Annotated in this window: 13 protein-coding genes and 1 tRNA gene; 6 read left to right on the plus strand and 8 right to left on the minus strand. The window is 73.4% G+C overall.

Annotated features, from left to right (window positions below):
- The first annotated feature begins 64 nt into the window (after positions 1-64).
- The 6 genes from ACZ5CW_RS30185 (at position 65) to ACZ5CW_RS30210 (ending at position 6,780) form a co-directional block, all read left to right on the plus strand.
- On the plus strand, positions 65-877 hold the full coding sequence (locus ACZ5CW_RS30185; protein ID WP_468606877.1) for an SAM-dependent methyltransferase: 813 nt from the start codon (positions 65-67) through the stop codon (positions 875-877).
- A 40-nt stretch (positions 878-917) separates the two neighbouring features.
- Positions 918-2,321: a type I glutamate--ammonia ligase gene (locus ACZ5CW_RS30190; protein ID WP_468606879.1), complete on the plus strand. Its 1,404-nt coding sequence runs from the start codon at positions 918-920 to the stop codon at positions 2,319-2,321.
- 2 nt (positions 2,322-2,323) lie between these two features.
- Positions 2,324-3,502 (plus strand): amidohydrolase family protein, encoded by a 1,179-nt coding sequence (locus ACZ5CW_RS30195; protein ID WP_468606881.1) that lies wholly within the window; start codon positions 2,324-2,326, stop codon positions 3,500-3,502.
- Between the two features lie 16 nt (positions 3,503-3,518).
- A complete protein-coding gene (locus ACZ5CW_RS30200; RefSeq protein ID WP_468606964.1) occupies positions 3,519-4,046 on the plus strand; it encodes an NUDIX hydrolase family protein in 528 nt (175 codons plus the stop codon).
- Positions 4,047-4,228: 182 nt separating this feature from the next.
- On the plus strand, positions 4,229-5,560 hold the full coding sequence (locus tag ACZ5CW_RS30205) for a PP2C family protein-serine/threonine phosphatase (RefSeq protein WP_468606883.1): 1,332 nt from the start codon (positions 4,229-4,231) through the stop codon (positions 5,558-5,560).
- Between the two features lie 146 nt (positions 5,561-5,706).
- Positions 5,707-6,780 carry an MASE1 domain-containing protein gene (locus tag ACZ5CW_RS30210; RefSeq protein ID WP_468606885.1) on the plus strand — a complete coding sequence of 358 codons (1,074 nt, stop codon included), beginning with the start codon at positions 5,707-5,709 and terminating at the stop codon, positions 6,778-6,780.
- Positions 6,781-6,808: 28 nt separating this feature from the next.
- On the opposite strand, the gene ACZ5CW_RS30215 is transcribed toward ACZ5CW_RS30210, so the two are convergent.
- The 8 genes from ACZ5CW_RS30215 to tdh form a co-directional block, all read right to left on the minus strand.
- Positions 6,809-6,885: transfer RNA gene (locus ACZ5CW_RS30215), tRNA-Pro, on the minus strand.
- Between the two features lie 156 nt (positions 6,886-7,041).
- A complete protein-coding gene (locus ACZ5CW_RS30220; protein ID WP_468606887.1) occupies positions 7,042-8,346 on the minus strand; it encodes an MFS transporter in 1,305 nt (434 codons plus the stop codon).
- Between the two features lie 100 nt (positions 8,347-8,446).
- A complete protein-coding gene (locus ACZ5CW_RS30225) occupies positions 8,447-8,806 on the minus strand; it encodes an MmcQ/YjbR family DNA-binding protein (RefSeq protein WP_468606889.1) in 360 nt (119 codons plus the stop codon).
- Between the two features lie 30 nt (positions 8,807-8,836).
- A complete protein-coding gene (locus ACZ5CW_RS30230) occupies positions 8,837-9,367 on the minus strand; it encodes a GNAT family N-acetyltransferase (protein ID WP_468606891.1) in 531 nt (176 codons plus the stop codon).
- Complete coding sequence (locus tag ACZ5CW_RS30235) at positions 9,364-9,930, minus strand: helix-turn-helix domain-containing protein (protein WP_468606893.1); 567 nt, start codon at positions 9,928-9,930, stop codon at positions 9,364-9,366. Before ACZ5CW_RS30235 ends, ACZ5CW_RS30230 begins: the two co-directional genes overlap by 4 nt.
- A 46-nt stretch (positions 9,931-9,976) precedes the next feature.
- Positions 9,977-10,879 carry a LysR substrate-binding domain-containing protein gene (locus tag ACZ5CW_RS30240; RefSeq protein ID WP_468606895.1) on the minus strand — a complete coding sequence of 301 codons (903 nt, stop codon included), beginning with the start codon at positions 10,877-10,879 and terminating at the stop codon, positions 9,977-9,979.
- A 58-nt stretch (positions 10,880-10,937) separates the two neighbouring features.
- The gene (locus ACZ5CW_RS30245; RefSeq protein WP_468606897.1) at positions 10,938-12,137 is read right to left on the minus strand and encodes a glycine C-acetyltransferase; all 1,200 of its coding nucleotides are present in this window, start codon (positions 12,135-12,137) and stop codon (positions 10,938-10,940) included.
- Positions 12,138-12,173: 36 nt separating this feature from the next.
- Positions 12,174-13,202 (minus strand): L-threonine 3-dehydrogenase, encoded by a 1,029-nt coding sequence (tdh, locus tag ACZ5CW_RS30250; RefSeq protein WP_468606899.1) that lies wholly within the window; start codon positions 13,200-13,202, stop codon positions 12,174-12,176.
- Positions 13,203-13,244: the final 42 nt, after the last annotated feature.

The following is a 13,244-nucleotide window of genomic DNA, read 5'->3' on the forward strand; positions in this document are numbered from 1 at the left end:
GGGACAGCGCGATCACCGGGCGGCACAATGACGGCGGGCCACCGCACGGCAGAAGGGCGGCGACATGGCCGAAGGGCAGCCTCCGACGACCGGACCGGCGCGGCTGAACACCTCCGTGGCGCACAACGCCCGGGTGTGGAACTACTGGCTCGGCGGCACGGACCACTACGAGGTCGACCAGCGGGTCGGTGAGCAGGTCGCGGGGATGTTCCCGGTGATCCGGGAGGTGGCCCGCGCGGACCGGGAGTTCCTGGCCCGGGCGGTGCGGTACCTGACCGCCGAGCGCGGCATCCGGCAGTTCCTCGACCTCGGCACGGGACTGCCGACCGTCGACAACACCCACGAGATCGCCCAGCGGATCGCCCCCGACGCACGCGTCGTGTACGTCGACAACGACCCGATCGTGCTCGTGCACGCCCGCTCGCTGCTCACCAGCACCCCCGAAGGCGTCACCGACTACATCGACGCCGATGTGCGCGACCCGGAGGGCATCGTGCGGCGCGCCGGCGAGACCCTGGACCTGGGCCGGCCGGTCGCGGTGATGATGCTGGGCATCCTGAACTTCGTGCTGGACACCGGCGAGGCCGGGGACATCGTGCGGCGGCTGATGGCGGCGGTGCCCTCCGGCAGCCCCCTCGTGCTCACCCATCCGACCTACGACCGTGACGTGGGCGGTGAGGGCAACATCGCCGCGATGGAGTTCTGGAACGCCAACGCCACTCCGGCGATCACCGCCCGCGGCCGGACGGAGATCGCCGGGTTCCTCGACGGTCTCGACCTGGTCGAACCGGGCCTGGTGCCGTGCTCGCAGTGGCGCGCGGAGCCGGCGTCCGCCGCCCCGGTGCCGCAGTTCGGCGCGGTGGCCGTGAAACGCTGATCCCGGCCGCCTGCGCCGCCGAGCCCGCCGAGGAGGACGTATGACCACCCTTGCCGACCCCGTTCCCGGCGGGCGTCCCGGTGATCTGCGCCGGGTCGCCGCATGCACCGACGGCCTGGCCGCGAAGGGCGTACGCGGCATCGTGCTGGCCTACGTCGACACGGCGGGCGTCGGCCGGGTGAAGACGATCCCGACGGCACGGCTGGAGGCTGCCGTGTCGTGGGGCGTGGGCATGTCCCCGGTGTTCGACACCTTCCTGGCCGGCGACTCGATCGTCACCACCGACGTCCTCGGCTCCCCGGACGGCGACCTCAGGCTCTACCCGGACCTCGACCAGCTGGTGGCGCTGGCCGGGCAGCCCGGCTGGGCGTGGGCGCCGGTGGACCGGATCACCCAGGAGGGCGCCCGGCACCCCGGCTGTGCCCGGACCTTTCTGCGCCGGATCGTCACCGGGGCCGCCGAGCGGCACGGGCTCGACTTCAAGGCGGCCGTCGAGGTCGAGTGGGCGGTCGGGCTCGGCTCGGCGCCCGCCGGGGAGTTCGTGCCGGCGGTCTCCGGGCCGGCGTACGGCGCGACCCGGCAGGTCGAGCTGAGCGACTACACCGCCGACCTGCTGGCCGCGTTCGCGGCGCAGGACGTGGACGTCGACCAGCTCCATCCCGAGTACGCGGCCGGGCAGTTCGAGGTCTCGGTGGGCGCGCTGGACCCGGTGGCGGCGGCCGACCGCAGCGTCCTGGTGCGGCAGACGATCCGGGCGGTGGCGCAGCGGCACGGCCTGAGGGTGTCGTTCGCGCCCGCGGTGTCCGCCGAGGGGGTCGGCAACGGCGGCCATCTGCACCTGTCGTGCTGGCGCGCGGGGGCGAACCTGCACGCGGGCGGCGAGCGCCGGTACGGCATGACGGCCGAGGCCGAGTCCTTCGCGGCCGGGGTGCTCGCCCGCCTCCCGGCGCTGACGGCGGTCACCGCCCCCAGCCCGGCCAGTTACCTGAGGCTCCGCCCGTCCCAGTGGGCCGGGGTGTTCACCGCCTGGGGCCACGAGACCCGCGAGGCGGCCCTGCGGGTGATCACGGGCACGGCGGGCCGCCGCGACCAGGACGCCAACCTGGAGATCAAACCGGTCGACCTGGCCGCCAACCCGTACCTGGCCCTCGGCTGCGTGATCGCCGCCGGTCTCGACGGCCTGACCGGGGACCTGTCCCTCCCCGAGGAGATCACCGGCGACCCGGCCCGGTACGGCGAGGACGAGGCGGCGGCCCTCGGCGTGCGGCGGCTGCCGCGGTCGCTGCCGCGGGCCGTGGAGGAGTTCCGCGCGGACCGGGTGCTGCGGGACGCGCTGGGCCCGGTCCTCGCGGACGCCGTGATCGCCGTACGCCTCGGCGAGGCGGCGGCCGTGGCCGGCCTCGACGACGCCCGGGTGGCGGCGGCCTACCGCTGGACGTACTGACGATGGCCGCCGCGTCCGGACCGGTCCACGAGGCCCTCGCCGAGCTGCCGCTGGTGGACCACCACTGCCACGGCGCCGTGACGGCCGACCTCGCCGCCGGCGCGTTCGAGTCCCTCATCACCGAGGGCGAGGCCTGGCCGGGCGTCTCGTCCTTCGACAGCCCCGTCGGCGTGGCCGTCCGCCGCCATTGCGCGCCCCTGCTGGACCTGCCCCGCCACGCGCCGCCGGCCGACTACCTGGCCCGGCGCTCGGCCCTCGGCTGGCAGGAGGTCAACCGCCGCTTCCTGACGGCGTCCGGAGCGGAGACGTTCTGCGTGGACACCGGCTACGCCCCGCACCCGGTCACCTCCCCCGCCGAACTGGCCCGCTCGGCGGGGGCCGCCGCCTACGAGGTCGTACGGCTGGAGCAGCTCGCCGAGGCGGTGGCCGCGCGGGGCGTGGAGCCGGACGGGTACGCGGCGGCCCTCCGTACGGCCGCCGAGGAGGCCGTACGCCGGCCGGACGTGGTGGCGGTGAAGTCGGTGGCCGCCTACCGCACCGGCTTCGCCCTCGACCCGGTCCGGCCGACGGACACCGAGGTGACCGCGGCCGCCGCCCGCTGGCTCGGCCAGGGCGGCCGCCTCGCCGACCCCGTCCTGGTACGGCACCTGCTGTGGACCGCCGTCGATCTGGGCCGGCCCCTCCAGCTGCACACCGGCTTCGGCGACGCCGACGTACGACTGCACCACGCGGACCCGGCGCTGCTCACCGACTGGCTGCACCTGACGTCCGGAGCCGTCCCGGTCCTGCTCCTGCACTGCTGGCCCTACCACCGCCAGGCCGCCTACCTGTCCGCGGTGTTCCGGCACGTGTACCTGGACGTCGGGCTCGCCCTTCACTACACCGGCCCGGCCCGCTGCCGTGCGGTGCTGGAGGAGGCACTGGAGATCACCCCGTTCCGCAAACTGCTGTACAGCTCCGACGCCTATGGTGTGGCCGAGTTCCACCACCTGGGCGCACTGTCCTTCCGCCAGGGACTCGCCGGCCTGCTGCAGGCCCGGGTCGACGCCGACGAGCTGAGTCTGCCCGACGCCCTGCGGATCGCGGCCTGGACGGGCCGCGACAACGCCCGCCGACTCTACGGACTGCCCGCAAACCAACCGGCCCGCGACCTCGGCGGGCGCCCCACCCGGAAAGTATGATCAAGCAATGTCTGACATGACCGAGACCACGCCCGGCTGGCTGACCACGGACGAGCTGGAGATGGCCAGGGCCCGGATGCCGATCCTGTACGTCGAGGCCGTGCCCGTCCGCGTGGACGACAGCGGCGAAGTCACCAGCATCGGCCTGCTGTTGCGCATCGGCCCGGACGGAACGGTCAGCCGGACCCTGGTCTCCGGCCGCGTCCTGCACCACGAGCGGGTCCGCGACGCGCTGCTGCGCCATCTGGAGAAGGACCTCGGCCCGGTCGCCCTGCCCCGCGTCCCGGCCTCCCTGCAGCCGTTCACGGTCGCGGAGTACTTCCCGACAGCGGGTGTCACGCCGTATCACGACCCCCGCCAGCACGCGGTGTCCCTCGCCTACGTCGTCCCGGTGACCGGCGACTGCCGCCCCCGGCAGGACGCGCTGGACCTGGTCTGGTTCAGCCCGCAGGAGGCCGCCTCCGCGGCCGTGCAGAGCGAGATGCCGGGCGGGCACGGGGCGCTGCTGAAGCAGGCCCTCGCCCACGTGGGCCTGACCTTCTGATCTCTGGGACGCAGAGGGCTGCGATGCCACAATCGAAGACGGCACAGTGGAGGGGGATCGTGTCAGGAGGCCGGGATGTACGGCTCGATCGAGGGGCTGCCCGAGCGGCCCCGTGGTGACCGGCGAGCGGACCCGAACGCGGTTTCGGGCTGCCCGGCGCCCGTGAGCGCGGGAGAGCGCTGATGGCGGGAGAGCGGGGGTCCGGACGGGCGGGGCAGCCCCTCCCCGACCTGCACGTGCGCCTGCGTTCCGAGCTGGGCCGGATCGACGAGCAGTTGCGTTCCCTGCTGTCCTCCATGGACCGGCTGCAGGGCCTGCTGGACGCCGTGGTGGCCATCAGCCGTGAGGTGGAGCTGCCGGCGGTGCTGCACCGCATCGTGACCACGGCCATGGACCTGGTCGGCGCCCGCTACGGCGCCCTGGGCGTGCTCAACGAGGCGGGAGAACGCCTGGAGCAGTTCATCCCGGCCGGTCTGTCCGAGCAGGAACGCGCCGCTCTGGCCGACGCCGGGCTGCCTCGTGGCCTGGGCGTCCTCGGCCATCTGATCCACTACCCCGAACCCCTGCGGATCGACGACATCGCGACCCATCCGTCCTCCGCGGGGTTCCCGCCCGGCCACCCACGCCTGCACACCCTGCTCGGCGTCGCCATCAGCGTGCGCGGCGAGATCTACGGCGATCTCTACCTCTCCGAGCGGCTCGACGGACAGCCCTTCGACGTCCACGACGAGAACGTCGTCGTCGCTCTGGCCAGCGCCGCCGGCATCGCGATCGAGAACGTCCGTCTGTTCGAACGGATCCGTGTCGGAGCCGAGCAGTTCCAGCGGCTTCTCCTGCCCACTCTGCCCGACCTGCGCCCCTTCACCGCCGCCGCCATCTACCGGCCCGCCGCGCGGCCCAGCCAGCTCGGCGGGGACTGGTACGACGCCATCCTCCTGCCCGACCACGTGGTGGCGGTCGTCATCGGTGACGTGGTCGGCCACGATCTGCAGGCCGCGGCCGCCATGGCCGCCACCCGGAACATGCTGCGCGCGCTGCTGTTCGACCAGAGCAATCCGCCCGGCGCGGTCCTCTCCCAGCTCGACCGGGCCCTGGAGACCGTGACGAACAACCCCGTCACGACCACCACGCTGGCCCGCATCGAACCGGAAGGACCGCGCTGGCGACTGCGCTGGAGCACGGCGGGCCACGTCCCGCCCCTGGTGATCACCCGTGAGCACGGCGCGGTCTACCTGCTCGCCGAGCCCGGGGTGCCGCTCGGCGTCGACACCGCGCAGCCCCGCCCCGACCACTCCCGCTTCCTGCCCCCGAACGCCACCGTGGTCTTCTTCACCGACGGACTGATCGAGCATCCCGGTCACTCCATCGACGAGAGCCTGAACCAGCTCGCCCGGCTCGCCGCGGCGCATGCCGCCCTGCCCCTGCCCGAGTTCGTCCAGGCCCTGGCCGATCAGCACCCCAGCGACGGTCACGACGACATGGCCATCCTCGCGCTGCGCACCCCGGCAGTCTGACCTCCCGCGCTTGCGCGGGTCGCCGGTGCCGGGCCGGCGGGCCTCCTCGCGCGGAGACCGGCCGCGCGGCTCGGCCCTGCCGTGGAGGATCCGGGGGATCCAGCGGATGATGGGCTCCGGGGCGATGTCGAGACGGAGGTCGCCCGATGGCTGACGCCCGGCATGAACGGCTGCTGCGCAGTGGCCTGGTTGTCCTGCAGATCTGTGTCATCGCCGCGCTGTACTTCGGTTCCGCCAAGGCGGGACTGCTGCAGCAGCTGGTGCGCAGCCAGGTCACCCCGTTGTGGCCGCCGAGCGGTATCGCGGTGGCGAGCCTGCTGCTCTGCGGACCGCGGGTCTGGCCCGGTATCGCGCTCGGCGCGTTCCTCGTCAACGTCACGCTCGGGCCGTCGTTCCCGGCCGTGCTCGCGATCACGGCAGGGAACACCCTGGCGCCGGTCTGCTCCTACCTGCTGCTGCGCCGTGCCGGGTTCCGCAACGAACTGGACCGTCTGCGGGACGCGCTGGCCCTGATCTTCCTCGGCGCGTTCACCGGGATGCTGATCAGCGCGACGACGGGCAGCGGGACCCTGCTCCTCGCCGGTGTGCTGAGCACCGGCGGCTTCTGGCCGACGTGGTCGGTGTGGTGGACCGGCGACGCGATGGGCGTGCTGGTGGTCACTCCGGTCCTGCTCGTCCTGCGCTCCGCGCACTGGCCGAGGCACGCGCCGCCGTCCCGGTGGGCGGAGGGGTTGCTGCTGGTGGGGGCCACCGCCTGCGTCGGTGTCATCGAGGCCGGCAGCACGCCGCTGCTGTTCCTCGGCTTCCCGCTGCTGGTCTGGGCCGCCTTCCGCTTCCAGCTGGCCGGGGCCGCGCCCTGCGCACTGGCCGTGTCGACGTTCGCGATCATGTCCGCGGCTCGCAAAGCGGGTCCGTTCGCCGGTCACGACCTGCTCGCCAACATGATCACCTTGCAGGCGTTCAACGGTTCCGCCGCGCTGACCGCGCTGCTCCTCGGGGCCGTCATCAGCGAGCGGCAACAGACCGAGCGGGAGATCACGCGGGCCTGCAGCGTGCTCGCCGACATGGTGGCCAGGATCGCCACGGGGGACCAGCGCCCGATACTCCCCGACCAGCAGAGCGAGCAGGACCAGCAGGACGAGCGGAAGGGCGAGCAGGAGGGCGAGCAGGAGGGCGTGCAGGAGGAGCGGACACGACAAAGGCCGTCTCCTCATCCCTGAGAAGACGGCCTCCGACCGGCAACCAAGCTGGTCGGGACGACAGGATTTGAACCTGCGACCCCTTGACCCCCAGTCAAGTGCGCTACCAAGCTGCGCCACGTCCCGTTGCCCGTTTGACCTGGGGTTTCCCCGGCCGAAACGCGCAGGGAAACAATACCGCACTCGGCTCGGTGATCGCGCACCCATTGAGCCGTGACGCCCAGTCCGGTTGAGGTCGCCCGGGCTAGACGCCCGCGGCCCGCGGGAGCGGGATCGGGCGGTTCAGGGGTGCGGCGCCTCAGGGGTGCGGGCACCCGCGTCGGCGCGGACGAGGTCGCGTACGGCGGGGACCGCGAGCAGTGCCGCGGCCACCGCCAGGCTCGTCACGGCGGAGACCAGCAGGACGTGGTCGGCGCCGAGGGCGCCGGCGGCCGGGCCCGCGAGGGCCTGGCCGACCGGCATCATCGCGAGGGAACCCGCCACGTCGTAGGCGTGGATGCGGTTGAGGACGTCGGCCGGGACCTGGGTCTGCACGCTGGTCGCCCACATCACGCCCCAGAACGCCATACCGGTGCCGGCCACCGCCGCTCCGGCCGCCATGGCCGGCACCCCGAGGCCCGCACCGACGGCCGCCGGGAAGCCGAAGAAGGCGAACAGGGCGAGGGCGCCGGCCCGCAGCATGCGGCGGGGGCGCAGCCTGAGCGCGAGCAGGCCGCCGACGACGGTACCGGCGCCGAGGGCCGAGTTGACCAGGCCGTACGCGCGGGGGCCATGCTGCTGGACGACCTCGGTGGCCACCAGCGGGACCGTCGGCCCCCACACGGCGATCATGTACAGGCACCAGACGGCGATCACGCCCCACAGCCAGGTTCTCGCGCGGAACTCGCGCCAGCCCTCGACCAGGTCGGCGCGGAAGGCTCGCATGCCGCGGCCGGCGGGGCCGCGGGCGCCCGCGGGGAGCGGGGGCAGCCGGAGCAGCAGCAGGCACAGCGCGCTGACCGCGTAGGTGGCGGCGTGCGCGGCGAACACGCCGCCGGGCGAGGCGAAGCCGACCAGGAGACCGGCCACGGCCGGGCCCGCCAGTTGGGCGGCCGACTCGGCGATGCGGATCGCACCGTTGGCGCCCTGGATGTCGGTGGCGAGCCGGGGCACCGTGCTGGCCACGCCCGGCTGGAAGACGGCTCCGGCCACGCCGCCCACGATGCCGATGGCGCAGACCTGCCACAGGACCACATGCCCGGCGAAGAAGAGACCGGCCGCGAGGGACTGGGTGACGAGCCGGACCAGGTCGGCGCCGATCATCAGTCTGCGGGTGCTGAACCGGTCGGCGATGACCCCGCCGAAGACGACGAGTCCCGCGAACGCGGCCGCCGTCGAGGCCATGGCGAGGCCGACCGCGCCGGCGCCGTACCCGTGCTCGAGCAGGCCGGCGGCGAGCGCCACGGGCAGCATGGTGTCACCGAGGCGGGCGACGGCCCGGGCGACGAAGAACAGGGCGAAGTCCCGCGACCAGACGGCCGGGACGCCGGCTTCGCTCCTGTGCACCGTCCGGGTGGTGCTGTCGTGCCGTGCGTCCGTTCCGGTCATTCCGGGTGCTCCCCTCCCTGCCGACCCGGCGGTGCCCCCCCCGGCACCGCTCCCGCCGCGCGGGATCATGCCACGCGCCGCCCGCGGCCATCGGGAATTTTCAGTCCCCGGGCGGCAGCCCCAACTCGGGGTGGGAGTCGAGGAGTCGGGGCGAGGCCGCCTGGCGCCAGGAGTCGGCGAGGATGGCCCGCAGCTCGTCCTCGTCCTCCAGGGCGGCGAGTCTCGCTCTCACCCAGGCGAACTGGGCCTCGTGGTCGGCGATCCAGAACTTGCCCGGCTCGGCCAGCACCAGCTCGTCGCGCTCCTCCTTCGGGCAGCGCACGGCGAGGGACGTCTCGTCCTCCGGGAGCGTGGCGAACATCTTCCCGGCCACCCGGAACGTGGGCATGCTCCAGGCGACCTTCTCCGTGGTGTCCGGCAGGGACAGGGCGATTCGGCGTACGTCTTCTGCGTCCGGCATGCCACGCACGGTAGCCCGTGCCACTGACAGTCACCCCTGCCGAGCCGCCGGGCGCTTGAAGTACAGGGTCGTGGGGCGCAAGTCGCCCGCGGGGTTCATGGCGTAGTCGGGGATGGTGCCGGCCCGGGTCCAGCCGGCCGAGCGGTACAGGTGCTCGGCGGGGCTGCCGGTCTCGGTGTCGAGGTGGAGGAGGGTGATGCCGGCGGACTCGGCGGCGTGCTCGGCGGTGGCGAGGAGCCGGCGGCCGACGCCGCGCCCGCGCGCGGAGCGGTGCACCATCAGCTTCACGAGTTCGGCGCGGTGGCGGCTGTTGGGCTTGTCGGGCAGGGCCAGGGCGACCGTGCCCGCCACCCGGTCCGTGTCGTCCAGGGCCACCCACACCGTCAGCAGCCCGGCCGCCACGGCGTCCGCCCGCTCCCGCCACCAGGCGCCGGCCTCCGCACTCCCGAGCGGTGCGAGGAAGCCGACCGAGGCGCCCCCGGCCACGGTGTCGGCCAGCAGGCCGGCCAACTCCTCGACGTGGTCCCGTATCCGGCTGTCGTCCCAGCACACCACCCTCATGGCCGGACCACCGCCAGCACATAGCGTGCCTCGCCGCCTGAGGTGCAGCGGAACCGCGTCGGGCCGAAGACGCGCATCCGCAGGCAGTCACCCGCGTCGAGGGCGTGGCGGGTGTCGCCGACGGTCACCTCGAGCGTGCCGTCGAGAACCCACAGATGCTGTTCCAGGCCGGGCACGGGCGGACGGTCGTAGGCGATGTCGGCACCCGGAAAGAGCCGGCCCTCGACCAGTTCGCCGCGCAGGCCGGCGTGCGGCGGGGACACGGACCTGCGGACGAAACCGGAGGCGCGGTCCTCCCACAGCTGCTGCTCCTGCGCCCGCACCAGCGGGGCCGGCTCTGCCTCGACCTCGCTGAGCAGCTGGGACATGGTGCGTCCGTAGACGTGGCAGAGGCGGTTGAGGAGTGCGGCGGTCGCGCTGATCTCGGCCCGCTCGGCCCGGGACAGGGTCGACCTGCTCACTCCGCTGCGCTCCGCCAGTTCGCCGAGGGACCAGCCGTGGTGGGCCCGCAGTGCGGCGAGGCGGGCGCCGAGCCGGGCGTCGAGGGGATCCTCTTCTCTCATATCCGGGACGCTATCCCTGATGTGAGACATGCGTGTTACGGGAGGCTCACGCCTGTGCCGCGTCCTCCAGCGCCTGGAGCACCGGCCGGATCAGCGGGTGTCCCTCGGCTCCCCGGCGTACGGCGGCGAAGACCCGGCGGGTCGGGGCCACGCCGTCGACGGGACGGACGACCACGCCCGTGAGGTCCATGCCGCGCAGCGCCGAGCGCGGTACCAGCGCCACCCCGGCGTCCGCCGAGGCGAGGGCGACGACGGCCCGGAAGTCGTCGGAGGAGTGTTCCAGGCGGGGCTGGAAGCCGGCGCTCTCGCAGGCCAGGACGACCACGTCATGGCAGGGGTTGCCGGGGTACGGGCCGATCCACGCGTCCTTGGCCAGCTCGGCGAGCGGGACCTCGGCGGTGTCCGCGAGGCGGTGGCCGACGGGCACGACGGCGTCGAACGGCTCGGCGTACAGCGGGACGTGGGTGAGCCGGGGGTCGTCGGCGGACGGCGCGCCCCGGTACTCCACGGCGACCGCCACGTCGACCTGCCGGTCCAGGACCATCGGCAGGCTGGCGTCGCCCTCGGCGTCCTGGACGCGGATGCGTATGCCGGGGGCGCGGGCCGAGAGGCGGGCCACGGCCGGGGCCACGACCTGGGCGATGCCGGTCGCGAAGGCGGCCACGGTGACCGTGCCCGCCTCGCCCGAGCCGTAGGCGGCCAGCTCGGCCTCGGCCCGCTCCAGCTGGGCGAGGACCGCGTTGGTGTGGCTGAGCAGGATCTCGCCGGCCGGGGTGAGCCGTACGCCCTTGGCGCCGCGCTCGACCAGGCGGTGGCCGGTCTCCTGCTCGAGGGCCGTCAGCTGCTGGGAGACGGCCGATGGGGTGAGATAGAGCGCGGCGGCTGCCGCCGTGACCGTGCGGTGGTCGGCCACCGCACGGAGGATGTGGAGCCGCCGTGCTTCGATCATGCCCTCCATTATCCCAGGGGGTCTGCCCTGGTCAGGTAACCCGTGGGGGCCTGCCCCGTCAGGCCTCCAGCTCGGCGCGGGCCGCGACGAACGCGTCGACCGCCCGGCCGACGTCGACCGTGGAGTGCGCGGCGGACAGCTGGACGCGGATCCTGGCCTGGCCCTGCGGGACGACCGGGTAGGAGAAGCCGATCACGTAGACCCCGCGCTCCAGCAGCAGCTCGGCCATCCGGGCCGCCTTCGCCGCGTCGCCGATCATGACGGGCGCGATGGCGTGGTCGCCGGGCAGGATGTCGAAGCCCTCCTCGGTCATCCGGCGACGGAAGAGCGCGGTGTTCTCGGTGAGCCGCACGCGCAGGTCGTCGGCCGACTCCAGCAGGTCGAGGACCTTGAGGGAGGCGGCGGCGATCACCGGGGCGAGCGTGTTGGAGAACAGGTACGGGCGGGAGCGCTGGCGCAGCAGGGCGACGATCTCGGCGCGGGCGGCGACATAGCCGCCGGAGGCGCCGCCGAGGGCCTTGCCGAGGGTGCCGGTGATGATGTCCACGCGGTCCATGACGCCGTGCAGCTCGGGGGTGCCGCGGCCGGTGGGGCCGACGAAGCCGACGGCGTGCGAGTCGTCGACCATGACCATGGCGTCGTAGCGGTCGGCGAGGTCGCAGATCTCGCGCAGCGGGGCCACGTAGCCGTCCATGGAGAAGACGCCGTCGGTGACGACGAGCTTGCGCCGCGCGCCGCCCTCGGTCGCCTCCTTGAGCTTGGTCTCCAGGTCCGCGAGGTCGCGGTTGGCGTAGCGGAAGCGGCGGGCCTTGGACAGGCGGATGCCGTCGATGATGGAGGCGTGGTTGAGGGCGTCGGAGATCACCGCGTCCTCCTCGCCGAGCAGCGTCTCGAAGACACCGCCGTTGGCGTCGAAGCAGGAGGAGTACAGGATCGTGTCCTCCTGGCCGAGGAACGCCGACAGGCGGCCCTCCAGCTCCTTGTGCACCTCCTGGGTGCCGCAGATGAAGCGGACGGAGGCCATGCCGTAGCCCCAGCGGTCCAGGGCCTCGTGGGCGGCGGCGATCACCTCGGGGTGGTCGGCGAGGCCCAGGTAGTTGTTGGCGCAGAAGTTGAGGACCTCGCCGGGGCGGCCGCCGGCGGTGACGTTGACGGTCGCGGACTGCGGGGTGCCGATGACCCGCTCGGGCTTGTGCAGTCCGGCGGCGCGGATCTCGTCGAGGGCGGCGCGCAGATCGTCTCGTACGGTGTCGAACATGAGAGTGGTCTCCTGAAGGTGCTTGCTGATGAGGGGTTACGCGGTCCAGTCGAGGATGACCTTGCCGCCCTTGCCGCTGGCGGCGTCGGCGAAGGCCGCTTCGAAGTCGCGGTATCCGTACCGGCCGGTGATCACCGGGGCGAGGTCCAGGCCGCTCTCCAGCAGCACCGACATGGCGTACCACGTCTCGAACATCTCGCGGCCGTAGATGCCCTTGATCGTGATCATCGAGGTGACGATCCGGGCCCAGTCGACCGGGAACTCCTGCGCCGGCAGGCCGAGCATCGCGATCCGGCCGCCGTGCGTCATGTTGGCGATCATGTCCCGCATGGCCTCGGGGCGGCCGGACATCTCCAGGCCGATGTCGAAGCCCTCGCGCAGCCCCAGCTCCCGCTGGCCGTCGGCGATCGTGGTCTCGCCGACGTTCAGGGCGAGGCTCACGCCGATCTTGCGGGCCAGTTCCAGGCGCTCCTCGCTGACGTCGGTGACGACGACGTTGCGGGCACCCGCGTGCCGGGCCACCGCGGCGGCCATCAGGCCGATCGGCCCTGCTCCGGTGATCAGGACGTCCTCGCCGACCAGCGGGAAGGACAGCGCGGTGTGCACGGCGTTGCCGAACGGGTCGAAGATCGCGGCGACGTCGAGGTCGACGGGGACGCGGTGCACCCAGACGTTGGACGCGGGCAGCGCCACGTACTCGGCGAAGGCTCCGTCCCGGCCGACGCCCAGGCCGACGGTGGCCCGGCACAGGTGGCGGCGGCCGGCCAGGCAGTTGCGGCACTTGCCGCACACCAGGTGGCCCTCGCCGCTGACCCGGTCACCGATACGGATGTCGCTCACGTCGCGCCCGACCTCGACGACCTGCCCGACGAACTCGTGCCCGACCACGAGCGGGGTGCGGATCGCCTGCTGCGCCCAGCCGTCCCAGGCCCGGATGTGCAGGTCGGTGCCGCAGATACCGGTCCGCATGACCTTGATCAGCACGTCACCGGAGCCGATGGCGGGCTCCGGGACGTCCGTCAGCCAGAGCCCTGGCTCCGCCTTCTCCTTGACCAGCGCCTTCAACGCTACGGCTCCTGTGGGTGAGGTCCCGGCCGCGGGCATGCC

It is taken from the genome of Streptomyces sp. NPDC031379 (assembly GCF_055569615.1).

Bases quoted from the DNA above. Each gene is read 5' to 3' on its own strand.
- ACZ5CW_RS30185 (WP_468606877.1), top strand. From the start codon at position 65: ATGGCCGAAGGGCAGCCTCCGACGACCGGACCGGCGCGGCTGAACACC.
- ACZ5CW_RS30235 (WP_468606893.1), bottom strand. From the start codon at position 9,930: ATGAGAGAAGAGGATCCCCTCGACGCCCGGCTCGGCGCCCGCCTCGCC.
- ACZ5CW_RS30195 (WP_468606881.1), top strand. From the start codon at position 2,324: ATGGCCGCCGCGTCCGGACCGGTCCACGAGGCCCTCGCCGAGCTGCCG.
- ACZ5CW_RS30225 (WP_468606889.1), bottom strand. From the start codon at position 8,806: ATGCCGGACGCAGAAGACGTACGCCGAATCGCCCTGTCCCTGCCGGAC.
- ACZ5CW_RS30205 (WP_468606883.1), top strand. From the start codon at position 4,229: ATGGCGGGAGAGCGGGGGTCCGGACGGGCGGGGCAGCCCCTCCCCGAC.
- ACZ5CW_RS30190 (WP_468606879.1), top strand. From the start codon at position 918: ATGACCACCCTTGCCGACCCCGTTCCCGGCGGGCGTCCCGGTGATCTG.
- ACZ5CW_RS30230 (WP_468606891.1), bottom strand. From the start codon at position 9,367: ATGAGGGTGGTGTGCTGGGACGACAGCCGGATACGGGACCACGTCGAG.
- ACZ5CW_RS30220 (WP_468606887.1), bottom strand. From the start codon at position 8,346: ATGACCGGAACGGACGCACGGCACGACAGCACCACCCGGACGGTGCAC.
- ACZ5CW_RS30245 (WP_468606897.1), bottom strand. From the start codon at position 12,137: ATGTTCGACACCGTACGAGACGATCTGCGCGCCGCCCTCGACGAGATC.
- ACZ5CW_RS30210 (WP_468606885.1), top strand. From the start codon at position 5,707: ATGGCTGACGCCCGGCATGAACGGCTGCTGCGCAGTGGCCTGGTTGTC.
- ACZ5CW_RS30240 (WP_468606895.1), bottom strand. From the start codon at position 10,879: ATGATCGAAGCACGGCGGCTCCACATCCTCCGTGCGGTGGCCGACCAC.
- ACZ5CW_RS30200 (WP_468606964.1), top strand. From the start codon at position 3,519: ATGACCGAGACCACGCCCGGCTGGCTGACCACGGACGAGCTGGAGATG.